This is a genomic window from Streptomyces sp. NBC_01233, assembly GCF_035989305.1.
Taxonomy (GTDB): Bacteria; Actinomycetota; Actinomycetes; order Streptomycetales; family Streptomycetaceae; genus Streptomyces.
The window spans coordinates 121,290-146,962 of record NZ_CP108514.1; the positions used below are offsets into that span (position 1 = coordinate 121,290).

Annotated in this window: 28 protein-coding genes; 19 read left to right on the forward strand and 9 right to left on the reverse strand. The window is 71.9% G+C overall.

Annotated elements, in window-relative coordinates; genetic code table 11:
- The 4 genes from OG332_RS00595 to OG332_RS00610 all read left to right on the forward strand — a co-directional run bounded on the left by OG332_RS00595 (position 1) and on the right by OG332_RS00610 (position 3,234).
- On the forward strand, positions 1-819 hold the full coding sequence (locus OG332_RS00595) for an NAD(P)H-binding protein (protein ID WP_327411551.1): 819 nt from the start codon (positions 1-3) through the stop codon (positions 817-819).
- Positions 820-977: 158 nt separating this feature from the next.
- Entirely contained in the window at positions 978-1,613 is a 636-nt protein-coding gene (locus OG332_RS00600) for a hemerythrin domain-containing protein (RefSeq protein ID WP_327411552.1), read from the forward strand.
- The gene (locus tag OG332_RS00605; protein WP_327411553.1) at positions 1,610-2,104 is read left to right on the forward strand and encodes an anthrone oxygenase family protein; all 495 of its coding nucleotides are present in this window, start codon (positions 1,610-1,612) and stop codon (positions 2,102-2,104) included. Before OG332_RS00600 ends, OG332_RS00605 begins: the two co-directional genes overlap by 4 nt.
- A gap of 131 nt (positions 2,105-2,235) precedes the next feature.
- The gene (locus OG332_RS00610) at positions 2,236-3,234 is read left to right on the forward strand and encodes an AraC family transcriptional regulator (protein ID WP_327411554.1); all 999 of its coding nucleotides are present in this window, start codon (positions 2,236-2,238) and stop codon (positions 3,232-3,234) included.
- Between the two features lie 50 nt (positions 3,235-3,284).
- Here the strand turns inward: OG332_RS00610 and OG332_RS00615 are convergent, their stop codons facing one another.
- From OG332_RS00615 to OG332_RS00640, 6 genes are all read right to left on the reverse strand, one after another.
- On the reverse strand, positions 3,285-3,986 hold the full coding sequence (locus OG332_RS00615) for a 4'-phosphopantetheinyl transferase family protein (protein ID WP_327411555.1): 702 nt from the start codon (positions 3,984-3,986) through the stop codon (positions 3,285-3,287).
- Positions 3,983-4,819, reverse strand: a complete 837-nt coding sequence (locus OG332_RS00620) for an alpha/beta fold hydrolase (protein ID WP_327411556.1) — start codon at positions 4,817-4,819, stop codon at positions 3,983-3,985. The genes OG332_RS00615 and OG332_RS00620 overlap by 4 nt, the downstream gene beginning before the upstream one ends.
- Complete coding sequence (locus OG332_RS00625) at positions 4,816-5,289, reverse strand: SRPBCC family protein (RefSeq protein WP_319732797.1); 474 nt, start codon at positions 5,287-5,289, stop codon at positions 4,816-4,818. Before OG332_RS00625 ends, OG332_RS00620 begins: the two co-directional genes overlap by 4 nt.
- 95 nt (positions 5,290-5,384) lie before the next feature.
- On the reverse strand, positions 5,385-6,911 hold the full coding sequence (locus OG332_RS00630) for an FAD-binding protein (RefSeq protein ID WP_327411557.1): 1,527 nt from the start codon (positions 6,909-6,911) through the stop codon (positions 5,385-5,387).
- Positions 6,912-6,921: 10 nt separating this feature from the next.
- Positions 6,922-8,484 carry a flavin-containing monooxygenase gene (locus tag OG332_RS00635; protein WP_327411558.1) on the reverse strand — a complete coding sequence of 521 codons (1,563 nt, stop codon included), beginning with the start codon at positions 8,482-8,484 and terminating at the stop codon, positions 6,922-6,924.
- A gap of 10 nt (positions 8,485-8,494) precedes the next feature.
- Entirely contained in the window at positions 8,495-9,391 is an 897-nt protein-coding gene (locus tag OG332_RS00640) for a class I SAM-dependent methyltransferase (protein ID WP_327411559.1), read from the reverse strand.
- Between the two features lie 205 nt (positions 9,392-9,596).
- Here OG332_RS00640 and OG332_RS00645 point away from each other — a divergent pair, with 205 nt between their 5' ends.
- Genes OG332_RS00645 through OG332_RS00655 form a run of 3 tightly spaced genes read left to right on the forward strand, consistent with a single transcriptional unit; the run spans position 9,597 to position 11,602 of the window.
- The gene (locus tag OG332_RS00645; RefSeq protein WP_327411560.1) at positions 9,597-9,851 is read left to right on the forward strand and encodes a hypothetical protein; all 255 of its coding nucleotides are present in this window, start codon (positions 9,597-9,599) and stop codon (positions 9,849-9,851) included.
- A 15-nt stretch (positions 9,852-9,866) separates the two neighbouring features.
- On the forward strand, positions 9,867-10,853 hold the full coding sequence (locus tag OG332_RS00650) for a 3-oxoacyl-ACP synthase III family protein (RefSeq protein ID WP_327411561.1): 987 nt from the start codon (positions 9,867-9,869) through the stop codon (positions 10,851-10,853).
- On the forward strand, positions 10,850-11,602 hold the full coding sequence (locus OG332_RS00655) for an SDR family NAD(P)-dependent oxidoreductase (protein ID WP_327411562.1): 753 nt from the start codon (positions 10,850-10,852) through the stop codon (positions 11,600-11,602). Before OG332_RS00650 ends, OG332_RS00655 begins: the two co-directional genes overlap by 4 nt.
- Before the next feature lie 185 nt (positions 11,603-11,787).
- On the opposite strand, the gene OG332_RS00660 is transcribed toward OG332_RS00655, so the two are convergent.
- On the reverse strand, positions 11,788-12,705 hold the full coding sequence (locus tag OG332_RS00660; protein ID WP_327411563.1) for an AfsR/SARP family transcriptional regulator: 918 nt from the start codon (positions 12,703-12,705) through the stop codon (positions 11,788-11,790).
- A gap of 294 nt (positions 12,706-12,999) precedes the next feature.
- Here OG332_RS00660 and OG332_RS00665 point away from each other — a divergent pair, with 294 nt between their 5' ends.
- From OG332_RS00665 to OG332_RS00720, 12 genes are all read left to right on the forward strand, one after another.
- On the forward strand, positions 13,000-14,211 hold the full coding sequence (locus OG332_RS00665) for an aminotransferase class I/II-fold pyridoxal phosphate-dependent enzyme (RefSeq protein ID WP_327411564.1): 1,212 nt from the start codon (positions 13,000-13,002) through the stop codon (positions 14,209-14,211).
- Positions 14,212-14,258: 47 nt separating this feature from the next.
- On the forward strand, positions 14,259-15,512 hold the full coding sequence (locus OG332_RS00670) for a beta-ketoacyl-[acyl-carrier-protein] synthase family protein (RefSeq protein WP_327411565.1): 1,254 nt from the start codon (positions 14,259-14,261) through the stop codon (positions 15,510-15,512).
- Positions 15,509-16,366 carry a MaoC family dehydratase gene (locus OG332_RS00675; protein ID WP_327411566.1) on the forward strand — a complete coding sequence of 286 codons (858 nt, stop codon included), beginning with the start codon at positions 15,509-15,511 and terminating at the stop codon, positions 16,364-16,366. Before OG332_RS00670 ends, OG332_RS00675 begins: the two co-directional genes overlap by 4 nt.
- The gene (locus OG332_RS00680; protein ID WP_327411567.1) at positions 16,363-17,964 is read left to right on the forward strand and encodes an AMP-binding protein; all 1,602 of its coding nucleotides are present in this window, start codon (positions 16,363-16,365) and stop codon (positions 17,962-17,964) included. The genes OG332_RS00675 and OG332_RS00680 overlap by 4 nt, the downstream gene beginning before the upstream one ends.
- Entirely contained in the window at positions 17,961-18,218 is a 258-nt protein-coding gene (locus tag OG332_RS00685) for a phosphopantetheine-binding protein (protein WP_327411568.1), read from the forward strand. The genes OG332_RS00680 and OG332_RS00685 overlap by 4 nt, the downstream gene beginning before the upstream one ends.
- A 45-nt stretch (positions 18,219-18,263) precedes the next feature.
- Positions 18,264-19,307, forward strand: coding sequence for a hypothetical protein (locus OG332_RS00690; protein ID WP_327411569.1), 1,044 nt, complete (start codon positions 18,264-18,266; stop codon positions 19,305-19,307).
- A 100-nt stretch (positions 19,308-19,407) separates the two neighbouring features.
- Positions 19,408-20,253, forward strand: coding sequence for a tryptophan synthase subunit alpha (trpA, locus tag OG332_RS00695; protein ID WP_442816321.1), 846 nt, complete (start codon positions 19,408-19,410; stop codon positions 20,251-20,253).
- Positions 20,254-20,328: 75 nt separating this feature from the next.
- Complete coding sequence (locus tag OG332_RS00700) at positions 20,329-20,703, forward strand: ectoine synthase (protein ID WP_030721055.1); 375 nt, start codon at positions 20,329-20,331, stop codon at positions 20,701-20,703.
- Between the two features lie 62 nt (positions 20,704-20,765).
- On the forward strand, positions 20,766-21,917 hold the full coding sequence (locus tag OG332_RS00705; RefSeq protein WP_327411571.1) for an acyl-CoA dehydrogenase family protein: 1,152 nt from the start codon (positions 20,766-20,768) through the stop codon (positions 21,915-21,917).
- Entirely contained in the window at positions 21,914-22,768 is an 855-nt protein-coding gene (locus OG332_RS00710; protein WP_327411572.1) for an N-(5'-phosphoribosyl)anthranilate isomerase, read from the forward strand. The genes OG332_RS00705 and OG332_RS00710 overlap by 4 nt, the downstream gene beginning before the upstream one ends.
- On the forward strand, positions 22,765-23,487 hold the full coding sequence (locus OG332_RS00715; RefSeq protein ID WP_327411573.1) for an indole-3-glycerol-phosphate synthase: 723 nt from the start codon (positions 22,765-22,767) through the stop codon (positions 23,485-23,487). The genes OG332_RS00710 and OG332_RS00715 overlap by 4 nt, the downstream gene beginning before the upstream one ends.
- A complete protein-coding gene (locus OG332_RS00720; protein ID WP_327411574.1) occupies positions 23,484-24,317 on the forward strand; it encodes an alpha/beta hydrolase in 834 nt (277 codons plus the stop codon). Before OG332_RS00715 ends, OG332_RS00720 begins: the two co-directional genes overlap by 4 nt.
- 109 nt (positions 24,318-24,426) lie before the next feature.
- Here the strand turns inward: OG332_RS00720 and OG332_RS00725 are convergent, their stop codons facing one another.
- Complete coding sequence (locus tag OG332_RS00725; RefSeq protein WP_327411575.1) at positions 24,427-25,062, reverse strand: DUF6875 domain-containing protein; 636 nt, start codon at positions 25,060-25,062, stop codon at positions 24,427-24,429.
- Positions 25,059-25,661, reverse strand: a complete 603-nt coding sequence (locus tag OG332_RS00730) for a hypothetical protein (protein ID WP_327411576.1) — start codon at positions 25,659-25,661, stop codon at positions 25,059-25,061. The genes OG332_RS00725 and OG332_RS00730 overlap by 4 nt, the downstream gene beginning before the upstream one ends.
- Positions 25,662-25,673 lie beyond the last annotated feature (12 nt).

Here is a 25,673-nt window from a genome sequence, read left to right on the forward strand (position 1 = left end):
ATGACTCAGAACACGCAGATCACCCTCGTCATCGGCGGTCACGGCAAGACCGGCCGGCGCGTCGCCGAGAAGCTTTCCGCCCAGGGCCGCGAGGTCCGGATCGGTTCGCGCAGCGGCCAGCCCGCCTTCGACTGGCACGAGCCCGCCACCTGGGGACCGGCGCTGGAGGGCGTCGACCGGGTGTACGTGACCTACTACCCCGACCTCGCCTTCCCGGGCGCCGCCGAACAGGTCGGCGCTTTCGCCAAGGTGGCCGTCGCCGGCGGTGCGCGCCGCCTGGTGCTGCTGTCCGGGCGCGGTGAGGAGGCCGCGGAGGTGTCGGAGGAGAACCTGAAGGCCTCCGGCGGCGACTGGACGATCGTCCGCTCGAGCTGGTTCAACCAGAACTTCAACGAGAGCTTCTTCCTGGAGCCCGTGCTGGCCGGCGAGATCGCCCTGCCGACCGGTGACGCCGTGGAGGCCTTCGTCGACGCCGACGACATCGCCGACGTCGTGGTGGCGGCGCTGACCGATGACAAGCACATCGGCAAGACCTACGAGCTGTCGGGTCCGCGCCTGCTCAGCTACAGCGATGTGGCCGCCGAACTGACCAAGGCCACCGGGCGCGAGATCAAGTACATCTCGGTCACCAACGAGGAGTACCGCGCCGTGCTGCGCGAGAACGGCCTGCCGGAGGAGTTCGCGGACCTGTTCACCATGATCCTCGACGGGCGCAACGCGCACCTGGTGCACGGTGTCGAGGAGGCTCTGGGCCGCAAGCCCAAGGACTTCTCCGACTTCGCGCGCGACGCGGCGGCCTCCGGGGTCTGGAACGTCTGACGGCACGGCGCCTCACCACCTGCTCGATCCCTTATCGCTCCTTGACCGGGCGGCGACTCTGCTACGGCCGCCGCCCGGTGCTCGGGGTGTCCGGGCACGCACGACCGCACCACCGCACACCGGCACCACCGCGCACGACAGACAGGCAGGAGGCTCCCGTGCCGGCTCCCCCGTCGTATTCCAGCGAACACGGGCTGGAACACCTTCCCCCGCACTTCCACGGCTTCGCCCTGATGCACGTCGCGATGCGGCGCGACGCGGCCCGGCTGCGCGCCGCGGCCCCCGCGTGGAGCGGCGCGGGCACCGCGTGGTGGCAGCGGCTGCGCGAGGTCATCGAATGGCACCACACCAGCGAGGACGACGTCCTGTGGCCCGGACTGCGCCGCCGGGACGCCGACTTCGACGCGCAGGCGCGTGAACTTCACGAGGATCACGAGGAGTTGGATGCGGCGATGGCGGCCGTGTCGACGGCGATCGCCCGCCGCGGCGACGGCCTGGTCCGGGCGGCGCAGACCTTCGAGGGCGTGCTGCGCGACCATCTGCGCGACGAGGAGCGGATCGTCTTCCCGGTCTTCGACCGGCTCGGCGAGCGGGCCTACCTGGCCGAGGAGCGCAAGGTCGTCTCCAGTGCCCCGATGCGCGTGATGACGTATCTGCAGCCGTGGATGTTCGACGGCGCGTCCCGGCAGTCGGTCGCGCACGTGTCCGCCACGATCCCGCCGCCGGTCCGGCTGATCGGCGCCACGCTGCTGAACCGGCGGTACGAGCGCACGTTGAAGGGAATCCTGAAGTGAGCAGCACGACCACGCAATCGGTGACGCTGGTGGCGGCGACGGTGGGGACCGGGCTGATGGCCGGCCTCTACTTCGCGTTCGACATCTCGGTGATGCCGGGTCTGGGGCGCGGCGACGACCAGACGTATGTGACCGCGATGCGGAACATCAACGAGGCGATCGACAACGGCCTGTTCGGCCTGCTCTTCCTGGGCGCGTTCCTGGCGACGGGGGTGGCGGCCACGCAGCAGCAGCGCGGCGGCCGCCTCGACGCGGCGCGCTGGGGTTGGCTGGCCTTCGCGCTGTACGGGCTGTCGCTGGCCGTCACCGCGATCGTGAACATTCCCCTCAACAACCAGCTGGCCCGGGCCGGCGCCGACGCGGCGGCGGCCCGCTCCCGCTTCGGGGGCCGCTGGGCCTCGGGCAACGTCGTGCGCACGGTGGCCTGTACGGCGGCGCTGGCCGCGCTGGGGCGCGCGCTGACGTTGCACGGCCGCGCGTCGGCGGCGTAGACCCCCGCGATCGGCGCCCGCTCTCTTTCCGTCCCCCGCGGGAGAGCGGGCGCTTCGGCGCGTGCGGGCGGGGGCGCGGGAGGCGGGGGCGGGGGTTTCGGAGCGGGCGCACGACGCGAGAGGATGGGCGTATGGACACGCTGACCGGACTGCTGGAGGGCCCCAAGGCCCGGGGGGCCTTCCTGCTCAAGTCCGTCTTCAACCCGCCCTGGTCGCTGCGGGTGGAGGACCGGGCGCCGCTCTCGGTCGTCACGATGGTGCACGGCAGCGCATGGCTGGTTCCCGCCCTCGGCACTGCGGTCGTGATCCGGCCGGGCGACGTGGCGGTCGTACGGGGCCCGGAGCCGTACACGGTCGCGGACTCCCGGGACACGCCGGTCCAGATCACCGTCGGCCCGGAGCAGCGGTGCAGCACCGAGGAGGGCGAGGACGTCACCGAGACGATGGCGCTCGGCGTGCGCACGTGGGGCGACGACTTCCAGGACGCCGGCTCGGCCGTGATGCTGAGCGGCACCTACCAGGCGCCGAGTGAGATCGGCCGGCGGCTGCTGAGCGCGCTGCCGACGATCCTGGTGCGTCCGGCGGAGGCCGCCGACACCACGCTGGTCGCGCTGCTCGCCTCGGAGATCTCCAAGGACGAGCCGGGCCAGGAGATCGTGCTGGACCGTCTCCTGGACCTGCTGCTGATCGGGGTGCTGCGCACGTGGCTGGCGGCGCCGGGCAGCGGCGCGCCCTCCTGGTACCGGGCGCAGAGCGATCCGGTGGTCGGCCCGGCGCTGCGGCTGCTCCACGAGAATCCCGCGCACGGGTGGACGGTGGAGGAACTCGCCCTGAAGGTGGGGGTGTCGCGGGCTTCCATGGCCCGCCGGTTCGCCGACGTCGTGGGTGAGCCGCCGGTGGCCTATCTGACCGGGTGGCGGCTCGCGCTGGCTGCGGATCTGCTGCGGGAGCCGGACGCCACCATCGCGACGGTGGCCCGGCGTGTGGGCTACAGCTCGGCCTTCGCCCTGTCGACGGCCTTCAAGCGGGTGCGGGGCATGAGTCCCCAGGAGTTCCGTACGGGTGCGCACCCCGTGGCCGCGCCGAAGGCCCCGCAGGAGGTGCGCACGGTGGTGCTGCCCCGGCCCTGACCGCCGGCCGGCAGCGCTGCGGCGGTCAGGGCCGGGTTCGGGCCCGCGCGCTACGAGGGCGCTCCCGAGGAGATCAGCGCGGCTGCCGTGGCGCTCGGGGGCGGCTGGTGGCCCTGGCGCGCCACCGCGGTCAGGATCAGGTCCGGGCCGGCCAGCCAGCGGCCCTGGTAGACCGGGTCCACGGGTGGGGGGAGCGGGGGGTGCAGGGTCGCCGCGAAGCCGCCGTCGGGGAAGAGGGTGAGGGTGGCGTCGCGGAAGCCGAGCCAGATGCCGGTGGCCGGGTACCAGGCCTTGTACGCCGCCTCCTTGGCGGAGAAGAAGACGCGGTCCCAGGGGATGGAGGGGTCGGTCGAGGCGAGGGCGGCCAGGTGGGCTTGTTCCGTCTCGGACGCGATCAGGGCGAGGACGCCCCGGGGCAGTGGGCCCGCCGGTTCCGCGTCGATGCCGACGGCGGCCATCACGGAGGCGGGGGCCGCCACCGCGGCGCGGTAGCCCTCGCAGTGGGTGATGCTGCCGACCACTCCGGTCGGCCACTGGGGGGCGCCGCCCGGTCCCGGGAGCAGGGCGCCGGCGGGGCGGCCGAGGTCCGACAGGCAGCGGCGGGCGCAGGCGCGGGCCGTGGCGAACTGCCGGCGCCGGTGGGCCCGTCGGCCCTGCATCAGGGCGGCTTCGGCCGGGAAGAGAGGAGCGGGCGCCGCGTCGTCGAAGGCTTCCGACGACGTGACGCCCGGGGGGAGGAGTTCCTCGATCATCGTGAGGCGAGCTCGGTGACGGCCGCGACCGCGAGGAGCGGACGCTCCAGTGCGAGCATGTGTCCCGCGCCGGGGACCGGTTCGAAGCGGGCGCCCGGCAGGACCTCGGCGAGGGTCCGGGCCAGGGCGATGTCGATCACCTTGTCGCCGTCGCCGTGCAGGACCACGGCGGGGGTGGCGACCGCCTTCAGTGCCTCGCGGACGTCCCAGCCGCGGGTGCAGCGGAAGAAGTCCGCCCGCACGCGCGGTGTGGTGGCGGCGAACATCTGCCGGTTCACGTCGCGCACGACGGGATCCACGCCCTTGCCCATGGTGGAGCCGAGCAGTTTGCCGCCCAGCCAGGGCCGGCGCAGGGCCCGGGAGAAGAGCCGGCTGCCCATCATCTTCACCTCGCTGTCCGGGGTGTCCTGGCCGTGCGCCGCCGTGCCCAGCAGCACCAGGCCGCGCAGGCGGCCCGCCGAGGGGGAGGTGGCGGCGTAGGAGAGGGCGGTGAACCCGCCGCCCGAGTGGCCGACGAGCACCGCCTCGCGGGCGTCGGTCTCGCCCAGGACCGCCGCGAGGTCCGCGCTCAGGCGCTCCACCGAGACCGGGGTGCGGCCGAGTGTGGACGCGCCGTGGCCGCGCTGGTCGTAGAGCACGACCCGGTGTCCGGCCCGGATCAGCCGGTCGGCGACGGTGCCCCAGGCGCGGCGGGTGTGGGCCCAGCCGTGCAGCAGGACCACGTCGGCGCGGGCCGGTGCGCCCGCGAGCGGTGCCAGTACGGTCACGGCCAGGTCCGCGCCGTCGTCGGTTGGGACCGTCAGCTCGCTGGTGAGCTCCGGGGCGGCGGTCACCGGGGTGCCGCCGACAGCTGCCGGTCCAGCGACTCGAATGCGGCGAGGGTGGCCTTGGAGTGCTCGGCGCCGAGGTCCGCGACTTTGGCCAGGGCCTTGAGCCAGCCGTGCGGGCTGCCGGTGAAGTGCATCGAGACGCGGGTGCGGCCGCCGGGCAGGGGTTCGAGCAGGAAGGTGCTCGGGCCGCGGAAGACCCCGTCGACGTACTCGATGTCCAGGCGGCGGCCGGGCTCCACGGCCACCGTGCGGGAGGTGAAGCGCAGCTTCAGTCCGCCCTTGTCGACGCCTTTGGTGTGCACGACCACGCCCACCGTGCCGCCGACCTCGTCGGGGGCGCCGGAGAGGGCGGTGAACGTGTTGTGCGGGACCCACCACTTCTTCGCGCCGCGGAATTCGGCGACGAGCGCGTCCCAGACGGCATCCGCCGGGGCGTCGATCACCGCCTCGTCGATCAGGTCGTACGTGCTCATCTCAGGGGCCTCCACTCGATACGGGAATGGCGGTGGGGGCGGGGGTTGCTCTCCCCGCCCCCACCGCCGGGACTCCACGGCCGGCCGGCCTGCCGTCAGGCGAAGAAGCCCTGGCCGGGCGTGAAGATGTTGTTGGGGTCGAACTTCTTCTTGGCGTTGACGAAGCCGGCCCAGCGGTTGCCGAAGTGCTTCTGCCAGTCGGCGCCCGTCATCGGGATCGAGCCCACCAGGTAGCGCTTGGCGCCGCTGGCCACCGCGATGTCGTACAGGCGGCGGTTCTGGTCGATCATGCCCTGGATGTTGGGCTCACCCGGGTTGGGGAAGCGCAGCAGGTCGAAGAGGTAGGCCACGGACTCGCCCGGCATCATCGCCAGCGGCCGCTTGATCTTCGAGGTGAAGAACGGGTAGAAGAGCAGGAATCCGCCGCCGAGGGAGTTCGCGTCCAGCTCCTGCTCGACGCGCTTCATGAACGCCTTGGTCTTCGAGGCGGGCAGGAACATGCTCAGCCACGGCTTGGGCGTGTACCAGTGGCCGCCCTCCTTCAGGTACGCCTCGTAGGCGTCGAGGCGGAACATGTAGTCCCGGAAGGACACGTCCTCGATGACCGCGTCGGCGCGGACGTCCTTCAGGTCGCACAGCAGCCTGGTCCGGTTCGGCGGCGTCGTGTTGTAGGTGGCGCCGACCTCCAGCTTGTACCGCCAGCCGGAGTTGTCCGGGGTGCGCAGCATCTCGCCGGCGTGGACCTGGAACCGGCCGTCGGCCAGTACCTTCTCCGAGTCGGCGAGGTACTGCTCGACCGTGCTGTAGAAGAGGCTGAAGATGACGGCCCGCTTGGGCGCCGGGATCAGTTTGACGGTGGCGCGGACGATGATGCCGACCTGGCCGCCGCCCGACAGTGCCGCGTTGAACAGTTCCGAGCGCTGGGAGGCGCTGGCGGTGACGAGCCTGCCGTCGCCGGTGACGATGTCGATCGACTGGACCGTGTCGCACAGCAGGCCGTATTTCTGCACGGTGCCGCCGATGCCGCCGATGCTGATGGTGCCGCCGACGGAGATGTACAGGTAGTCGGGCAGGGCCGGCGGGGTCTTGCCCGTCTTGAGGGCGGCGTCGGTCAGCTGGCCCCAGGTCACCCCGGCCTCGACGACCGCGGTGTCGCTGCCGATCGAGATGATCTTCGACATGCCCTTGGCGTCGATGGAGATGCCGCCGGGGACGCGCGCCTGGCCGTAGACCGAGTGGGACTCGATGTCGTTGCCGGTGCCGCCCTGGCCGTTGACGGCGACCTTGATGTTGTTCGTACGGGCGTAGTCGACGATCTTGACGATGTCGTCGATGCCGCCGGGACGCAGCACCGCCCACGGCTTGCTCGGGGCGCCGTCGAAGAGGTGTCCGAAGTCGTTGGCGAAGGCGTCGACCACGCCCGGGGTCGTCTCCAGGGTGCCGGCCAGTCCCGGCACGGGGACGACGTCGGAGGTGCCGGCGGCCTCGGCGGCCGTCGCCCAGGTCTGGGACACGGCGTTCCAGCCGACGACCGCGACGGCCGTGGTCGCGATCCCGCCCAGGACCCGGCGGCGGGACGGCTCGGCGGCGGTGCCCGCGGCAGTTCTGTGGGTGCTGCTCATCGTGCGTCTCCTACTGGTGAGGTACCGGCTTGGTGCTGCGCACCCGGGAAGCGAGCTGGTACTCGCTCAGGTCGAGGCGCTTGGTCCCGCGACGGAAGCGCCAGGTGTAGGTCGGGAAGATCGATGTGTTGCGGCCGTTCGCGTCGAGGTACCAGCTCTTGCAGCCGCCCGACATCCAGACGGTGCCCTCGAGGTGCTGGTCGAGTGTGCGGTTGTAGGCGTCCTGCGCCTCCTGGCGGACCTCGATGCTGGCCAGGCCGCGCTTTTCCACCTGCTTCAGCGAGTCGACGACGTACTGGACCTGCGCCTCGATCATCACGGTCTGCGAGGAGTGCCCCAGTGCCGTGTTCGGGCCCAGCAGCATGAAGAGGTTCGGGAAGCCGGCGATGGTGGTGCCCCGGTGGGCGGCCATGCCGTCCTGCCAGGCCTGGCGCAGCTGGAGGCCGCCCCTGCCCCAGATCCGGCGGGCGACGGGGCGGTCGGTGGCCTGGAAGCCGGTGCCCAGGATGATGGTGTCGACCTCGCGCTCGACGCCGTCGCTGCCGACGATCGACTTGGGGCGGACCTCGGCGATGCCGTCGGTGACGATGTCCACGTTGGGCTGCTGGATCGCCGGGTACCAGGTGTTGGAGAACAGCAGGCGCTTGCACGCCACCAGGTAGTCGGGTGTCAGCTTGGCGCGCAGTGCCTGGTCGGGGACCGACTTGGCCAGGTGGTCGCTCGCCATCTTCTGGACCTTCTCGGCGAGCTTGGGGCGCTTCCAGAAGAAGGCCAGGATCTCCCGGCCCCACATGTTGAAGCCCCGCCGGAACTGCTGGTAGCCGGGCAGTGAGCGGAGCATCTTGGTGTGCAGCTCGCTGTTGGCCTTGTCGGGCTTGGGGCCGATCCACGGGGGCGTGCGCTGGTACAGGTCCAGCTGCCCGACCTCGGGCTGGATCTTGGGGACGAACTGGATGGCGGAGGCGCCGGTGCCGATGACGGCGACGCGGCGGCCGGCCAGGTCGTGGTCGTGGTCCCAGTTCGAGGAGTGGAAGATCTTGCCCTCGAAGTCCGCCAGCCCCTTGATGTCGGGTACGGCCGCCTCGCTGAGGTAGCCGGTGCCGGTGACCAGGAACTGGGCGGTGTAGTGGCCCTGCGAGGTCTCGATCTTCCAGTGCCGCTCGTCCTCGTCCCAGCGGGCGGCCTCCAGTTCGTGCCCGAACCGGATGTGGGGGCGTACGCCGAAGCGGTCGGCCGTGTCGCGCAGGTAGGCGTACAGCTCGTCGCGTGAGGCGAACGTCGACTTCCAGTTCGGGTTGCGGGCGAAGGAGAACGAGTAGAGGTGGGACATGACGTCGCACGCACAACCCGGATAGCTGTTGTCGCGCCAGGTGCCGCCGACCTCGTCGGCCCGCTCGAACACCAGGAAGTCGTCGATGCCCGACTGCAGCAGTCGGATGGCGGTGCCCAGGCCCGAGAAGCCGGTGCCGATGACCGCGACCCGCAGGTGCCGGGTCGGTCCGCCGCCACCGGGATGCGTCTCGGTGCCTGTACGTGCTCCGCCGTCCTTGGCCGGCTCAAGAATGCTCGTCACGTCGGCCTCCTCAGCGGCGCGTGATGGTGACGCGGAAGTTGTTGAAGAACTTGTCCTCGAGCGTGTACGCGAAGATGTCGAGGTAGCGCTCGAAGCGCGAGACGACCTCTTCGCCCTCCATGGCCACGGCCTCGTCCCGGCGTTCGGCCAGCAGGACCAGCCAGGCGCGGCAGGCCATCGCGAAGGACTCGCGCTCGTTGACGATCTCGTCGATCTCGAAGAGGCCCTCGGCGGCGGCGGACAGCTCGCTCAGGTGGGGGATGTGGCAGCCCTCGAACTCGGAGCGCTGGAGGAACTTCAGGTCGTCGAGGAGGGCGCGGTTCATCGGCAGCGCCTCGGCGGTCATGGTGTGCAGCACGAACTTCGCGCCCGGGTTGAGGGCGTTCGCGACCTGCTGGAAGAAGTACCGGTAGCGCTTGGTGCGCTCCTTCGGCGGCAGGTTGGAGGAGACGAAGTGCTCCAGGGCGTTGATGCAGAACGCGGCGTCGTACTTCTCGCTGTCGTCGGCGACCTTGTAGTCCGCCCAGCTCTGGACCAGCGTGGTGATCCGCGGGTTGTTCAGGCCGTCGATGAAGGCTTCCTGGGTGCGGGACAGGGTCAGGCCGACGGCCTGCTCGGCGCCGTGCACGGTGGTGAGGCGGTTGAGCATGGTGCCCCAGCCGCAGCCGATGTCCAGGACGCGCTTGGCGCCGCCGGCCGCCACGTTCGCGAGCTGGGCGAACGTGTCGAGCTTGCGCTCCTGCGCCTCGTCCAGGGTGGCGACCAGGTCCTCGCCGTCCTCCCAGTAGCCGCCCGAATACATCATCGTGGGGCCCAGCAGGAGCCGGTAGAAATCGTTGCTGACCTCGTAGTGGTGCCTGATCGCATCGACCTCGGGGTCCACCGACTTGGGGGCGACCGTTGTCATCCTGATCCTCTTTCCTGCGTGTCCGGCGGGCCGTGTTTCCGAATTCGCGACCGAGAAAACCCGATGCCCCGCAAGGTGTGCGCAAGAAGGCCGGGAATCAGGATCCGGGGCGGTGTTGCGCCTTCCTTGCGGGGGCGGAGCTTTTATCACTCTCGAAAACCAGACACGCACTGCCGAGTTGCATTGCCGAGAGAGGACCGACCCCATGTCGCTGCCCACCATCGAAGAACTGGCGAGCCAGCTCGAGGCCGTCTCGGGTGCCGCGGAGGTCAGCCCCGACACCCCGCTCCAGCACATTGCGGACGTCGACTCGCTGGACCTGATGGAGTGGCTGTACGGATTCCAGAACCAGTACCCGCACATCCCGGCCGACGAGTCCCTCTTCGCGGACCTCGACGACACCACCACGCTGCGTGACGTCTACGCGAAGATCGTCGACCTCGTCCCGGCTCAGGCGTAGCGGGGGGGGGGTGACGTGACCGGCTTCGACATCACCGGGTGGGGCATGTCCGTACCCGAACGCATCGTCACCAGCGCTGAACTCGCGGCGCGTTTCGGCGTCGACGAGCACTGGGTGGTCAGCCGCTGCGGGATCCGCGAGCGGCGGGCGGTCGACCCGGGGCAGACCACCGCCTCCCTGGCGGTCGAGGCCGGCCGGCGTGCGCTGGAGAAGGCCGGGCTGACCGGCGCCGACATCGCCCACCTCATCGTCGCGACCGCCACGCCCGAGCAGCCGTCCCCGGCGACGTCCGCGTTCGTCCACCACGAACTGGGCATCTCGGGGAGCGCGCACGACGTCAACTCCGAGTGCGCGGGGTTCGTCTACGGGTTGGTGTCGGCGATGGCGCTGATCGCCATCGATCCCCGGCCGATCCTGCTGATCGGCTCCGACACCCACACCCTGACGGCCAATCCGGCCGATCGTGACCTGTCCATCCTCGTCGGCGACGGTGCGGGTGCGGTCGTCCTGCAGCCGGGCGCTGAGAACCGGGTCAAGGCGTGGAACCTGGGCGCCGACGGTGCCTGCACCGGCTCGCTCAAGGTGCTCGCCGGCGGCAGCCGGATGCCGACCACCCAGGAGACGCTGGACGCGGGCCTGCACTACGCGCAGATCAACGGCAACGAGATCTACCTCAACGCCGTCCGTTACACCGTCCGTACGGTGCGCGAGACGCTGGAGAGCGCCAAAGTGGATGCGGCCGATGTGGACCATGTTGTTCCGCACCAGGCCAACATCCGGATCATCAACTCGATCCTGTCGCACACCGGCCTGCGGCAGGAGGCTCTGATCACCAACCTCCAGAAGTACGGCAACACGGCTTCGGCGTCGATCCCGATCGCGCTGACCGAGGCCCTGGAGGAGGGCCGTATCAAGGCCGGTGACAAGGTCCTGCTGGCGGGCTTCGGAGCCGGTATGACCTGGGGTTCGATCCTGATGGAATGGGGCGGTGTCGCGGCATGAGCAAGAACAGTGCGGGGCAGCGGCCCGAGTCCCCCGTCGCGCTCGTGACCGGCGCCTCGGGCGGTCTGGGCCAGGCCCTGGCGCTCGAACTCGATGCGCTGGGCTGCCGGGTCGCGGTCCACTACAACAGTGCCCGCGAGGCTGCCGAGGCCGTCCGGGAGAAGCTGGTGAACCCGTCGGTGCTGGTCACCGGGGACGTCGGTTCGTGGGAGGCCACCCAGGCCCTCCACGAGGCGATATCCGCCGAGCTCGGCCCGGTGGACGTCCTCGTCAACAACGGGGCGATCCGCAAGGACAGCCTGATGGCGATGCAGAACCCGGCGGACTGGGCGCAGGTCATCCAGACCAATCTGATCGGGTCGTTCCACACCGCCCGGGTGTCGGTGCCGCACATGCTGCGCCGGCGGTGGGGCCGGGTGATCAACGTCGTGTCCCCGTCGGGCATCATCGCGACGGCCGGCCAGACGGCGTACTCGGCGTCCAAGGCGGGTCTGATCGGCTTCACCCGTACGCTCGCGTCCGAGTGCGGCCGGCGGGGGGTGACGGTGAACGCGCTGTCCCCCGGGTTCATGATCACGGGTATGACGAACACCCTCCCGGACCGGGTCGTCGAGGGCATGGAGGGCAAGGCCCCCATCCCCCGTTTCGTCACGGTCGAGGAGGTCGCGCGCAGCGCCCGTCTCTTCCTCGAGCAGGACTGCATGACGGGCCAGGTCATCAGCATCGACAGTGGCGTGTCCATCACCTGACCCCCGGCCTTTCCCCTCCCCCGGCCCCGGCCTCCCACCCCCAGGGGAGGCCGGGGCCGCTCGTCGTGCCCCCGGGGGCGGCCGCCTGGACCGGGCGCGGGGGGAGGAGGATGGGGGGCCGGCCAGGGGCCGGAGGTGCCCGAAGGCCGCCGCGGGGTTCGCGGCGGCCTTCGGCGTGTGCGGGGTCAGGCGGCGGGGAACGAGGTGACGGGGCGGGTGACGGGGTGGGTGACGCAGCCGTGGTCGACCAGGGAGCACGGGCGGGGGGCCGAGGCGCGGTGGTCGATCTCGAAGACGCCCATCAGCAGCGGGTCCAGGCGGGCCGCGGAGCGCGGAGCGAACGACCGGGGTTCCGGTGTGCGCAGCAGTTCCAGGTAGGCCGCCTCCGTCTCCGGTGCCGGGTCGATCCCCAGCTCTTCCGCCAGTACCTCGCGCAGCTGCTGGTAGCTGCGTAGTGCCTCGGCCCGGTTGCCGGCCCGGGTGTGGGCCGCCATCCGGCAGCGGTAGGCGCTTTCCCGGAAGGGGGCCCGGCGGACCGCCTCCTCCGCGTAGCGCAGGGCGTGGTGCTCGTCGCCGAGGGCGGAGGAGGACAGGCTCGCGGTCTCCAGTGCCTTCAGGCGCAGCTCTTCGAGCTGTTCGCGCATCGCGTTGACCCACTCGCCCTCGTGCGAGGGCAGGAAGGATCCGCGCAGGTTGGACACGGCGCCGGCCGCGAGCTGCTGCGCCACGGCGTAGGCGCCCTCCGCGTACGCTTCCGCGGCCTCGGTGACGGCGGTTTCCGCGCACTCCACGTCCACGGCCGCGTCCTGCGGCAGCCGCAGGAGGTAGCGGCCGCCCTGGGCGACCAGCGGGGTCACTCCCGGCTGGTCCTGTGGTGTGGTGACGAAGGTGCGTACGCGGCTCACGAGGCTGCGCAGCGCGGAGGCCCAGGTGTCGGGCAGTCCTTCGGGCCATATGGTCTCGGCCAGTTGGTCACGGTCGGTACCGCCGGTCCGCTCGAGGAGCAGGCGGGCGAAGGCCACCTGCGCCTGGGCGCTCGACAGGTGTTGCGGCGCTGCTCCGTCCGGCTCGATCGTGACAAGACCTATGAGTCTGATCAGCACTATGCACTCTCCGAAACGGTCGGCTTCCGGCCGTGTCCCCCTAGCTCGTGCGATTCAGAGGATACCGGCGGGTCGTCTCCGCATGTCAACAGCGGTCGGTAAAACATTCCTTCGCGAATGAAAGCCGAGGTCCGGGCATTGTCGTTCGCTTTTCGAGTACGGCTATGGCCTTCCTCTTGCGCCGCTATTGCGCCCCCCGAGTCTTAATGGAATTCCACTAGAGCCCCGCCGGAACAACGGCAGAGCGCCGATGGAGTTCCGGGTCAGCCGGACGATCGCGACGAGGAGAAGCACGTGAACGCATCCGCCGCCTGGAGCCGACTCGAGCCGAAGCTGGCCTACTTCCGCGACCGCGTCCGGTCGCTGGAGTACGAGCCCAACCGCAAGAACAGCTTCGTCGCCTACACCGTCGAGCGGGATTCGGCGTACGCGGACCAGGACGGGCGGCGCCTGCTGATGATGTCGGGCTACAGCTACCTCGGTCTGGCCGGTGACGAGCGCGTCGTCTCGGCTGCGAAGGCCGCCGTCGACCGCTACGGCACCGGCAACCACGGGGTGCGGGCGCTGGCGGGTTCGACGCCGCTGCACGAGGAACTGGAGGTCGAGGTCGCCAAGTTCGCGGGGCGTGATCAGGCCCTGGTGTTCGGTTCGGGCTATGCGGCGAACGTGGGCACGGTCGGTGCGATCGTCGGCCCGGGCGACACGGTGTTCATCGACAAGTACGACCACGCGAGCATCGTCGACGGGTGCAAGCTCTCCGGTGCCACCGTCACCCGTTTCCGCCACAACGACGTCGCCCACCTGGAGCGGCGGCTGGCCGCCGCCCCCGACACCGGTGTCCGTCTGGTCATCGTCGACAGCGTCTACTCGATGGACGGTGACATCGCCCCGCTGGTCGAGCTGCGCAAGGTCTGCGACGCGCACAACGCGCTGCTGATGGTCGACGAGGCGCACGCGCTGGGTGTCATCGGCGCCACCGGCAAGGGCATCGAGGAGCACTTCGACTACGAGGTGAAGGTCGACGTCAAGCTCGGCACCCTCTCCAAGGCCATCCCCTCCATGGGCGGTTGGGTCGCCGGCTCCGCCGAGTTGATCCACCACCTCAAGTACGCGGCCCGCCCGTTCCTCTTCTCCGCCGCGCTCGGGCCCGCCCAGAGCGCCGCGGCGCTGGAGTCCCTGCGGATCCTGCAGCGTGAGCCGGAGCGTGTGGAGTTCATCCAGGGCGAGTCCGCGCGCTTCCGGTCCATCCTGCACGAGGCGGGCATGAGCACCGTCGACAGTGAGACCGCCGTCGTCCCGGTCGTCGCCGGGTCCGACATCGCCGCCTACGACTACGCCACCGTGTGCCGCAAGAACGGTGTCATCGGCCTGCCCGTGGTCACTCCGGCCGTCCCCAACGACCTGGCCCGGCTACGGATCGCGATCACCGCGGCCCACACCAAGGCCGACATCGACTTCGCCGCCGAGGCCTTCATCAAGTCGGCGCGCGAGTGCCGCATCATCTGACCCCCCTTTTTTTCACGACGACCGCTCTTACGCCTTAGGGAGCAGACATGCCTGGACCGTCCAGGGGCAGTTCGGCGCTTGCGCCCGTAGCCATCACCGGCATGGGTGTGGTCACCCCCGGCGGGTGCACCCCGGACGAGCTGTGGGACACGCTGTGGGCCGGCCGGTCCACCGCCGCCGAGCTCACCCACTTCGACCTCAGCCGCCACCGGGTACGGATCGGCTGCCGCGTCCGCGGCCTGGAGGGCCTGGCCGGGCTCGTCCCGGCCAAGGAGGCCCGCCGGATGGACCCCTTCGCCCACTACGGGACGGCCGCTGCGCTGGCCGCCCACCGCGACGCGGGATCTCCCACCGCCGAGGCCGGGCGCACCGCCATCGTGGTGGGCAATGCCGTCGGCGGCCGGGCCAGCAGCGACCTGGAGTCCGCCCACTTCACCGAGGGCGGCCCGGCCCGGGTCAATCCGCTGATGCCGCTGATGACCATGCCCAATGCGGCCGCCGCCCACATCGCCATCCGGCTCGGCTGGACCGGTCCTGCACTCACCGTCGCCAACACGTGTGCCAGCGGCGCCGATGCGATCGGGCACGCGCTGATGCTGCTGCAGACCGGCCGCGCCGATCTCGTCATCGCCGGCGGCGCGGAGCACACCCTCACCCCGGTCACCCTGGCCGGCTTCGGCAACCTCAACGCGGTCTCGTTCCGCAACGAGGACCCGGAGCACGCCTCGCGCCCCTTCGACAAGGACCGCGACGGCTTCGTGATGGGCGAGGGCGCGGGGTTCGTCGTCCTGGAACGGCTGGAGGACGCGCGGGCGCGGGGGGCCAGGACGTACGGCCTGGTCGCCGGGTACGCCGCCACCGCCGACGCCCACCACCTCGCCATGCCGCTGCCCGACGGCGCGGGAGCCGCGGCGGCCATGGCCTCGGCCATCGCCGACGCCGGCCTCGACCCGTCCGACATCGTCCACGTCAATGCCCACGGCACCTCGACCCCGCACAACGACCGGTCCGAGGCCGCCGCCCTCACCAAGGTGTTCGGCACCGCCCAGCCGCCGGTCACCGCACCGAAGTCGGTCATCGGGCACCTGATCGGCGCCGCCGGAGCCGTGGAGCTCATCGCGACCGTGCAGGCCATGCGGCACTGCGAGGTACCGCCCACCGCCAACCACGAACAGCTGGAGCCAGGAATGGACATCGACGTCGTCCACGGCACACCCCGTGCCGTGCGCTCGGGCCCCGCGATCACGAACTCCTTCGGGTTCGGCGGCCACAACTCCTGCGTGGTGGTGGTGCCGGTATGACGCTGCTGTCCCTGCCCTCCCCCGTCCGCACGCTCACCGTCACCGAAGGCGAGATCACCGACTACCGCGGCGCCGCCCGGCGGGGGCTGCCCACCGCCCGGCCCGGCCGGGCCTCGCCCGTGCACACCTTCGTCCTCGCCCACGCGGTGGCCGAGCAGACCGTCGCCGCGCTGACGGCCGCCGAGCCCGGACCGGTCTCCGTGGTCCACCTCGGTCAGGACATCCGCACCGTGCGGCCGGTCAGGCCGGGCGAGCAGGTGAGCGTACGGCTGGAGGTGGCCGGTATCCGCAAGGAGCCGCGTGGCGCCCGTATCGCCCTGCGGGTCCGCCTCGTCGGTGAGGACGGCCCCGAGCCGTTCGCGGAACTGGCCATCTCCGCCCTGCTGGTCGGTGCGACGCTGCTGGAGCCGTTCGGCGACATCGCGGGCGGCCCCGCCGCCCCCACCCCGCTGGGGGCGGGCGAGGCGCAGAGCGCGGTGCACGAGCTGACCGGCGACTGGATCAGTACGTACGCCCACGCGTCCGGCGACCTGAACCCCATCCACCTCGACGAGCAGGCGGCCCGCGGGGCGGGCTTCGACACCGTCATCGCGCACGGCATGAGCGTGGTCGCCCTCGCGGTGGAGGAGGCCGTGGACCGCTTCGCGGGCGGCGACTGCGCCAAGGTGCGCGGTCTCGGCTGCCGCTTCTCGGCTCCCGTACCGCCCGGCGTCCCGCTGGAGATCACCCTGCAGCCCGATGCCGAGGCCCGCGTGGTCCGCTTCAGCTGCAAGACGCCGAAGGGCGCGGCCGTCAAGAGCGGCTGGATCGCATTCGAGCGGCCGGCCGCGGCGCAGGCGGGTGAGCTGCCGTGACCACCACCCAGGCCACCCCGGGCATCCCGGCCGCCCCGGTCGTCGAACTCGGCCTCCTCGGCGGGTTCCTGACCCAGGTCCGCGACCGCCCGCACGCCACGGCGCTCGTCTTCAACGGGGACGAGACCAGCTACCGGGAGCTGTACGAGCTCGCCGGACGGGAACGGGACCGCCTCACGCTCCTGGAGCTGGCCCCCGGAGTCCCGGTCGGTGTCCTGGCCGACAAGTCACCGGCCGCCGTGGCCCTCGTCCTGGGCTGCCTGCTGGCCCGCCGGCCGCTGCTGCTGCCGTCCCCGGCCCTCGCCGACACGCTTCTGGCCGATCTCTTCGCCCAGGCCGGCTGCGCCCACGTCCTCGCCCCCGGCGGCGAGGCCGCCCGGGTCGCACCCAACCCGGACGTCGCCGCCCAGCCGCTGCCGGCCGACGAGGCCGCGGACGTGGCCTTCATGCTCACCACCTCCGGCTCCACCAGCCTGCCCAAGATCGTCCCGATCGGCCTGGACGCCGTGGACCGGTTCACCCGGTGGGCCGGCAACGCCTTCGAGATCGGCCCCGACCGGACCGTCCTGAACTACGCCCCCCTCAACTTCGACCTGTGCCTCCTCGACGTGTGGACCACCCTGGCCCGCGGCGGCCGCGTGATCCTGGTCGACCCGGCGCTGGCCGCCCACGGACGCCACCTGCGCGACCTGGTCCAGCGCCACGCAGTGCACGTGGTGCAGGCCGTCCCGATGGCCTTCGGGCTGCTCCAGGACGCTGCCGACAAGAGTGGCGACGTCTTCCCCGGCGTCGAGCACGTCATGTTCACCGGCGACGCCATCCCCGACCGCACCTTCGCCGCCCTGCCCACCCTCTTCCCCAAGGCCCGCATCCACAACATCTACGGCTGTACGGAGACCAACGACAGCTTCGTCCACGAGGTCGAGCCCGCCGGGATCACGGCCGCCGCCTTCCCGCCCGTTCCCATCGGCCGCCCGCTGCCCGGCGTGCGCGCCCTGGTCCTGGACCCCGACACCCGTGCCCTCGTCGAAGGGCCCGGCAGCGGAGAGCTATTCGTCTCCACGCCCTTCCAGACCCGCGGCTACCTCGACCGGACCCGGCACGCCGACAAGTTCACCGCTCATCCGCTGGGCCTGGACGACCGGCGCTGGTTCCGCACCGGCGACCTCGTTCGGCGCGACGCGGCCGGCACCCTGCACCTGACCGGACGCACCGACTTCCAGGTCAAGGTCCGCGGAGTCGCCGTCAACACGGCCGAGATCGAACGGGTCCTGCAGGAACACCCCGCCGTACTGGAAGCGGGCGTCGCGGCCCTGCCCGACCCGATCGCCGGCAAGCGGCTCGTCGCCGCCGTCCACCGCGCCCCCGGCGCCACCCTGACCGGCCTGCAACTGCGCACGCACTGCGCCCGGCACCTGCCCAGGGCCGCGGTCCCCCACCAGCTCACCCTGACCGACACCCCGCTGCCCAAGACCGCCACCGGAAAGGTCGACCGCAAGGCGCTCGACCGGCTCGACCGGCCCGACTCCCCCACAGCCACGCCCGCACCCGCCACGACACCTGTCGTCACACCTCTCGCCGAAGGAATCCCGTCATGAGCAACATCGACACCATCAAGAACTTCGTCATCACCGAGTTCCTCCCGGGCAGCGCGGCCGCCGAACTCGCCGTCGACCACGACCTGCTCAACGACGGGGTCATCGACAGCCTGGGCGTCCTGAAGCTGATCGCCTGGGTCGAGGACCGCTTCGAGCTCGCCATCGGCGACGCCGACCTGGACCCCAACAACTTCCGCAGCGTCGAGGCGATCGACACCTTCATCGCGGAGGCCCGCCGCACGGCGGCCGCGTAGAACCACCCACCACCACCCCGACGTCAGACGAGACGGAGAGCGACCGTGCACGACGCACTCACCGGCCTGCTGGAACAGCGGGCCCCGGTCAGCCGGGAGACCTGGCGGTCCTGGTGGGACCAGCTCGGCGACGGCCGGCTGGACAAGGCCGAGGTCCTCGCCCTGCTGGCCTCCCTGACCAGCCGGCTACCGGACCACCAGACCCTGCGCCACCTGCTGGATTCGCTCGCCGAGCGCCGGCCGGCCGCGACGGTGACCACCTCCTGGGAGGGCACCGTGAACGTCGTCGGCACCGGCGGCGGGCCCCGGACCTTCAACATCTCCACCGCCTCCGCCTTCGTCGCCGCGGCCGCGGGGGTCAAGGTCGTCAAGACCGGGTCCAGGGCCTACACCAGCTCGCTGGGCTCCGTCGACCTGCTGGAACGGCTCGGTGTCCGTCTCACCTCCTCCTACGCCCAGACCGAGGACACCCTCGCCGCCCACGGGATCGCCTTCGCCGGACCCTTCGTCTACCCGGCGCAGCTGACCCGGCTGGCCCGGACGGTGGCCCCGTACGCCATGAAGCCCTTCGGCCGCTTCCTGAACGCGCTGGGCCCCTTCCTCGCCGACCTGCCCGTGGCCGCCCAGGTCACCGGGGTCTCGGCGGCAGCCCCCCTCGACACCCTGCGCCGGCTCGCCGCGACCACGACGACCCGCCGGATCTGGCTGACCGCGAACGACACCGGCGCGGACGAGCTGCTGCCCTTCGCCACCAACACCGTCCACGGGGAACACTCCCTGCCCCGGGTCATCCGGCCGGGCGAACTCACCCCGGGCGACGGCTCCTTCGCGGACCTGCGGCCGGCCCCCGACCCCGGCGCGGCCGTCGACCACTTCCTGTCCGTCCTGGCCGGCACGGCGGGCCGGGTGGCCACCCACACGGTCTGCCTGGGCGCGGCCGCCCTGGTGGTGGCCTGCGGCGTCCGCCGGGACTGGCCCTCCGCGGTCGCCCTCGCCGAGGGCGCGGTCCGCTCCGGCGAGGCCCACGACCTCGCGCGGCGCCTTGCGTCGGCGTCGGCCCCCCGCACACCGGCGGTGGCCCGTGCCTAGGCCTGCGGCGCTGACCGGGCGCACCCCGGCCACGGCCCGAACCAGCGGCCCGCCACCGGCGGCGGCCGCGCAGTGGGCGGGGACCTGGGCGGCCCCGACCTTGGCGGCCCGCCCCGCCCAGGCGTCGCCGGCCGGCGGCCCCGCACCCTTCTTTGCGACCCGGCGGCCCGGCGCTACCCCGGGGCTGGCCCTGTTCCTCAATGCGGGCGACCCGCCGCTGCCCCTCCTGCGGGACCTGGTCCTGATGCTCGACGAGGAGGGCGTGGACTGCCTGGAGTTGGCGGTCCCGTTCCCCGACTCGGTCACCGACGGCCCCGTCGTGCGGCGCTCGGCGCGCCGGGCGCTGGAGGGCGGCGGCGCCGGCCTGGACGACGTACTCGCCTTCATCGCGGGTGTTCGGCCGCACCTGGCGCACCTGCGGATCGCCCTGCTCGCCGACTGGAGCCACTCGCTCAAGGGCCGGGACCTCGCGGCCGCCACCCGCGAGATCGCCTCGGCGGGCGCGGACGGGCTCCTCGTCCACGCGCTGCCCCCGCGGCTGCGCGAGGCGCACCTGGAATCGGCGCGGGCGGCCGGGCTGCCGGTCGTCACCACCTGTTACGCCAGCAGCCCGGCGGACACCCGGGCGCAGGCCGCCGCCCAGGCCCGCGCCTACCTCTATCTCGTCGCCCACTACGGGCGCAGCGGGACCGCACCGGCCGCCGGCCATGCCGCGCTGGCGCAGACCGTCGCGGGCCTGCGGGCGCACACGACGTCCCCGATAGCCGTCGGCTTCGGGGTCAGCACACGGCAGGACGTGGAGGCCGTCGGGGCCGCCGGCGCGGACGCCGCGATCATCGGCTCCGCCGCGGTGGCCGCCGTGGAGCGGGCGCAGGAGGGCGGCCGGGATGTGACCGGCGCCTTCCGCGAGTTCGTCCGCTCGGTCCTGCCCGCAGCACCGCACTGACCTTCCCTGCCAGCGGAAGTGGGCTCCACCCCTCAGCAGCACCATCCGTGCACCACCTCACACCGGGAGACTGCCATGATCGTTCGTGACATCGAGTCCGTGAAGACCGTCGAGTGGGGCAACGGCCTCAGCCGCCGCTTCCTCCTGGCCGAGGACGGCCTGGGCTACTCGCTCACCGACACCACCGTCCTGGCCGGCACCAAGTCCCGCCTGGAGTACGTCAACCACCTGGAAGCCTGCTACTGCATCGAGGGCTCCGGCGAGGTCATCGAGCTCGACGGCACCTCGCACGAGATAGTCCCGGGCCGGATGTACGCCCTCGACCAGCACGACGCCCACTTCCTCGTCGCCAGCCCGCACGAGGACCTGCGCCTGGTCTGCGTGTTCTCGCCGGCGCTGCGCGGCGACGAGGTCCACAGCCTCGACGCCCACAGCTCCTCCGCCTACTGAGGCGCGCCTCGCGCGCGCACCGCTCGTCCGAACCGTCAGCCGAATCAACAAAGGGGTCCCTCGTGATCCGTTGGAACGCCGACCAGGCAGATCTGCGCGAAGGCCTGGAGTCGTGGGGAGACGCACTCAGCGCAGACCACATCGAACTCGACGAGCAGTCCGCCTTCTCGCAGGACAAGTGGAAGCTCGTGCAGAAGACCGGGATCCTGTCGCTGCCCTTCGACGAGGACTACGGAGGCCTCGGGCAGTCGCTCCTGACCACCATGTACGTGTTGGAGGGCCTCGGCGAGTACAACCGTGACTCGGGCCTGAGCTTCTCGGTCACCACGTCCCTGTGCTCCACCGGAATCCCGCTCCAGCAGTTCGGCACCGTGGAGCAGAAGGAGCGCTGGCTGCCGCGGATCTGCTCGGGCGAGGCGATCGGCGCCCACGCGATCACCGAGGCCGAGGGCGGCTCGGACGCCATGGCGATGACCACCCGGGCCGTGCGTGACGGGGACGACTTCGTCATCAACGGCAGCAAGGCCTTCGTCAGCAACGGACCGGTCGCGGACGTGATCGTGGTCTACGCCCGGACCCACCCGGACGGGGGCCCGCTGGGGACGACGGCGTTCCTGGTGGACCGCGACAGCCCCGGGCTGAGCGCCGGCAGGCCCGTCAAGAAGATGGGGCTGCGGACCTCTCCGCTGAGCGAACTGTTCTTCGACGATGTACGGGTGCCCAGGAGCGCGGTGCTCGGCAGGGTCGGAGGCGGGTTCCTGGTTCTGGACCACGTGATGAAACGGGAGATCCTCTTCTCCTTCATCGTCAACGTGGGCGAGATGCAGCACCGGCTGGAGCGGTGTGTCGACTACGCGAAGACGCGCAAGTCCTTCGGAAAGGCGATCGGTTCGTACCAGACGATCGCCAACAAGATCGTCGACACGAAGATCCAGCTGGAGACCGCCCGCAAGTGGCTCTACGACACCGGGGAGAAGCTGGAGGCGGGCGAGAACGTCACCGTGGACCTGGCCATCGCCAAGCTCGTCACGAGCGAGAGCAACCTGGCCACCAGCATCACCGCCGTGCAGATCTTCGGCGGCCACGGCTACATGTCGGAGTTCGGCCTGGAGCAGGACGTGCGCAACGCGCTGGGCGGCACGATCTACTCGGGGACGAACGAGATCCAGTACAACCGCATCGCCTCGATGCTGGGGCTGGGGCTGGGCAAGTGAGCACCGTGCGCCCGCTGTCCCAGACGCTGCTGAAGGTCTGCGGGGCCACGCAACCCCGCGACATCGAGGCGGCGGCGGCCGCCGGGGCGGACTGCGTCGGGCTCTGGCACGGCGTACCCGGCGGCCCGTCGGAACTCGCTCTGGACGGGCTCGCCGCCCTTGTGGCGGCGGCCCGGCCGGCCGGGCTCCTGCCGGTCCTGGTGACGTTCTTGGCCGACCCCGGCGAACTGGACCGGATCGTGCGGGGCACCGGTGTCGCCTGGGTCCAGCTCCACGCCTACCAGCCGCCGGCCGTCGTACGGGCGCTGCGCGAGGCGCTGCCGGCGGAGGTCGGCCTCGTCAAGGTGCTGCACGTCGACGAGGGGGGCGGCTGTGTGGAGCGCCCGCTGATCGGTGCGTACGAGCGGGCGGGCACCGATCTCTTCCTCCTCGACACCGCCACCGGGGACGGCCGGATCGGCAGTACCGGCGCCTGCCTGGATCCGGTCCGTCTCACGGCGCTGCTGCCCCGGCTCACCCGTCCCTTCCTCCTGGCCGGCGGTCTGACCCCGGCCAACCGCCCCGCCTACGAGGCGGTCGTCGGCCACAGCGGATTCCGCGGCATCGACGTGGACACGGCGGCGCGCGACCGGGCGACGGGCCGCTTCGGCGTCCCGGAGATCGCCGCCCTGGCCCGTGCCTGGCGCACCGGCACCCCCCGCACCGCCGGCACCTCCCGCACTACCGGCACCTCCCGCACTACCGGCATCTCTCGCACCACCGGCACCTCTCGCGCCGCCGGCACCGACCTCCCCGCCGGCACCGCCGGCGCTGCCGTCCCCGACCTTCCCCGACTGGAGCTCTCGCGATGACGAAGCAGAACCGGAACGGCTTCCCTTTTCTCGAGGCCCTCCTGGCCTGTGCGACCCCCGTGGTGATGGAGGTGAAACGGCGCGACGCCCACGGCTACGACATGCTCGGCGGCCGGACCCCCGCCGCGCTCGTGGAGGCGTACGAAACGGCGGGCGCCCCGTGCATCTCGGTGGTGACGGGCCGCTGGTTCGGCGGCTCGCCCGCGCTGCTGCGGGACGTGGCCGCCCTGAGCGGCCTTCCGCTCCTGCAGAAGGACTTCATCACCAGGAAGGACCAGGTCCGCACGGCGAAGGAGCTCGGGGCCTCGGCGGTGCTGCTGACGGCGGCGCTGCTCCCGGCGTCGAGCATGCGGACCCTGGTGACGGAGTGCCTGCTGGCCGGGCTCACCCCGTTCGTGGAGATCACGACGGAGGCCGAACTCGAAACGGTCCACCACCCCGAGGAGTGTGTGATCGCGGTCAACAACAAGGACATCAGGACCCGCGAGCGGGGCGCCGGCGACCTGGGCCGCTCCCTGGACCTGCTCCCGGCCCTGCGCGCGGCCGGCGCGGCCTGCCCGGTGAGCGCGAGCGGCATCGACGGCCCGGCGAGCGCCGCCCGCCTCCTCGACGCCGGCTTCGGCGGACTGCTGGTGGGCACCTCGCTGCTGCGCACGGGATCCCCCGTCGAGTGGGTGGACGCGATGGCGGGCGCCCGGAAGGGGCTGGCGCTGCGATGAACTCCCTTGCGGGCGGCGCACGCCCCCACACGCTGAACGCCGCGGGCATCCCCCTGTCGGGGCTCTGGGCACTGCCCGCGGGCGGGGAGGTCCGCTCCACGATCCTGGCCGTCCACGGCCGGGGCATGCGGGCGGCGTACTGGAACTCCTTCGTCCCCCTCGCCACCAGCCTGGGCCACGCGGTCCTGGCCCTGGACCGGCCGGGCTACGGCGACTCGGCAGACCTGCTCCCCGAGGGCCAGAGCCTGGCCGGCCAGGCGGAAACCCTGACCGCGGCCCTCAAGGAACACGCGGCCGCGCACACCATCGGCGCCGGCGTCTTCCTGCTGGGCCACTCCGACGGCGGCAAGGTGGCCCTCCACACGGCGGCCACCGACGGCGCCGTCCCCCTCCTGGGCCTGGACGCCTCGGGCGTCGGCTACCGCTACGACCCGCGGGCCCTGCACTTCCCCTCCACCCTCGGCGGCGGCGCCTCCACACTCAACTGGGGCCCCCTGAACCTCTACCCGCGCGGCACCTTCCAGGCCAGCCGTGCGCTGCTGGCCCCCACCCCGCCGCGCGAGTCCGCGGAAACCCTCCGGTGGCCGGGCCAGTACGAGGAGCTGGCCCCCCGCGTCCGCGTCCCGGTCCGCCTCACCTTCGCGGAGCACGAGGCGTGGTGGCGCCTGGACGGCTCCACCCTCGCCTCGATGGCATCCCTGCTGACCGCGGCCCCCCGGGTGAGCCTGGAACACCTGGCCGCGGCGGGCCACAACATCAGCCTCGGCCACGCGGCCACCGCCTACCACCTGCGTGTGCTGGCCTTCCTGGAGGACTGCCTGCGCTCCTAGCCCCCACGGCTCACGGCTCGCGCGGCTCGCGCGGTTGGCCGCGTACGCCGGCCGGCCGCGCCCCACGGAAAAGGGGCGCGGCCGGCCGGTCATCGGGAGGGCTGGGCGGTCAGGCGGCCACCACCCGGCTCACCAGCTGGTCGCGGATCCGGGCCGGGAGCGCCGGCGCGAACCGCTGCAGGTAGTGGTCCATGTGGGAGTCGTCGCTCATCAGGAAGGGGAGGTCGAAGACCAGGAGCTTGCGGACCGCCAGCAGCGGCAGGGGGGCGCGCAGCGGGCGGAAGTCCTCGTTGTAGAGGCCCGGTTCCTCGCAGACCGGGTGGAACTGCCCGATCATCAGCCCCTCGGCGACGAACTCGTCCTTCGCCTTGCGCTGGAGTTCGTCCAGCTCCACCGAGTCCGTCGGGTCGAAGCCGGGCAGGACCAGCAAGATGGTGAGGAGTTCGCGGTCCTGCGGCGACAGCGGCTGCGAGAGGGCCGCGTGGCGGGTGCGCAGCGAGTCGACGGCCATGGCCAGGTCCTCGCATCCGGCGGACGGCAGGGCCAGGTGGAAGAGTTCCTTGCGCAGTGAGGGCTGGGTGTACGGGCACACCGGTCCGGTGCGGCCCAGTTCGGGGTGGCTGGAGACGAGGAAGTCGCGGCTCCACATGAGTACTTGGAGCAGCGGTCCGATGGCTTCGGGGGGCGCCTCGCCGCGGGCGACCTGGCCGGTGGTCCAGGACTGGATCAGGTCGTCTCCCCTCATCGGGGGTTCCTCCACATCGGTCGCAGTACGGGTCCGCCGTCGGGCAGGGTGATGTCCGTGCCCAGGCGGTCGAAGCCGGCGCGCCGGGTGACGGCTTCGCCGCCGGGTGAGCTGGCCTCGGTGTAGGCGCCGACGCCGTCGGCGTCGGCGCGGGCGGTGATCTGGGCGAGGAGGGTGGACATCAGGCCGCCCTGCTGGCGGCCGGGGCGGACGGCGCCGAAGGAGGCGTAGTAGTGCGGGGTGTGCGGGTGGCGTTCGGCCTGGAGGCGGGCGATGGTGCGCAGCGCGTGGGTGTGGCGGCCCAGCGCGTGGGCGAAGGCGGCGTCCAGGGCGGTCTCGTCCACCTCGGCGCCGGGCGGCAGGAACAAGAGCACCGCGTCGCCGTCGTCGGTGGTGAGCACCCCGTCGTGGGCGGCGGAGAGTTCGACGAAGACGTGGAAGAACCCGGGGAGCAGTTCGGTGCGCAGCCGCTGGTCGGGGATCATCCAGCGGGTCAGTGCGTCGTCGTGGAAGGCGGCGGACAGCAGGGCGGACAGGTGGGCGTGGGACGGCGGGTGGGGTCGGGGTAAGGCGGTCGGGCTGGGCGCGTTCGGGGACAAGGCGAGGACCTC

Excerpts from the sequence above, each read along its gene's own strand:
- OG332_RS00595 (WP_327411551.1), top strand. The coding sequence starts at position 1 with ATGACTCAGAACACGCAGATCACCCTCGTCATCGGCGGTCACGGCAAG.
- OG332_RS00610 (WP_327411554.1), top strand. The coding sequence starts at position 2,236 with ATGGACACGCTGACCGGACTGCTGGAGGGCCCCAAGGCCCGGGGGGCC.
- OG332_RS00615 (WP_327411555.1), bottom strand. The coding sequence starts at position 3,986 with ATGATCGAGGAACTCCTCCCCCCGGGCGTCACGTCGTCGGAAGCCTTC.
- OG332_RS00625 (WP_319732797.1), bottom strand. The coding sequence starts at position 5,289 with ATGAGCACGTACGACCTGATCGACGAGGCGGTGATCGACGCCCCGGCG.
- OG332_RS00630 (WP_327411557.1), bottom strand. The coding sequence starts at position 6,911 with ATGAGCAGCACCCACAGAACTGCCGCGGGCACCGCCGCCGAGCCGTCC.
- OG332_RS00640 (WP_327411559.1), bottom strand. The coding sequence starts at position 9,391 with ATGACAACGGTCGCCCCCAAGTCGGTGGACCCCGAGGTCGATGCGATC.
- OG332_RS00645 (WP_327411560.1), top strand. The coding sequence starts at position 9,597 with ATGTCGCTGCCCACCATCGAAGAACTGGCGAGCCAGCTCGAGGCCGTC.
- OG332_RS00655 (WP_327411562.1), top strand. The coding sequence starts at position 10,850 with ATGAGCAAGAACAGTGCGGGGCAGCGGCCCGAGTCCCCCGTCGCGCTC.
- OG332_RS00670 (WP_327411565.1), top strand. The coding sequence starts at position 14,259 with ATGCCTGGACCGTCCAGGGGCAGTTCGGCGCTTGCGCCCGTAGCCATC.
- OG332_RS00675 (WP_327411566.1), top strand. The coding sequence starts at position 15,509 with ATGACGCTGCTGTCCCTGCCCTCCCCCGTCCGCACGCTCACCGTCACC.
- OG332_RS00685 (WP_327411568.1), top strand. The coding sequence starts at position 17,961 with ATGAGCAACATCGACACCATCAAGAACTTCGTCATCACCGAGTTCCTC.
- OG332_RS00700 (WP_030721055.1), top strand. The coding sequence starts at position 20,329 with ATGATCGTTCGTGACATCGAGTCCGTGAAGACCGTCGAGTGGGGCAAC.
- OG332_RS00715 (WP_327411573.1), top strand. The coding sequence starts at position 22,765 with ATGACGAAGCAGAACCGGAACGGCTTCCCTTTTCTCGAGGCCCTCCTG.
- OG332_RS00720 (WP_327411574.1), top strand. The coding sequence starts at position 23,484 with ATGAACTCCCTTGCGGGCGGCGCACGCCCCCACACGCTGAACGCCGCG.
- OG332_RS00725 (WP_327411575.1), bottom strand. The coding sequence starts at position 25,062 with ATGAGGGGAGACGACCTGATCCAGTCCTGGACCACCGGCCAGGTCGCC.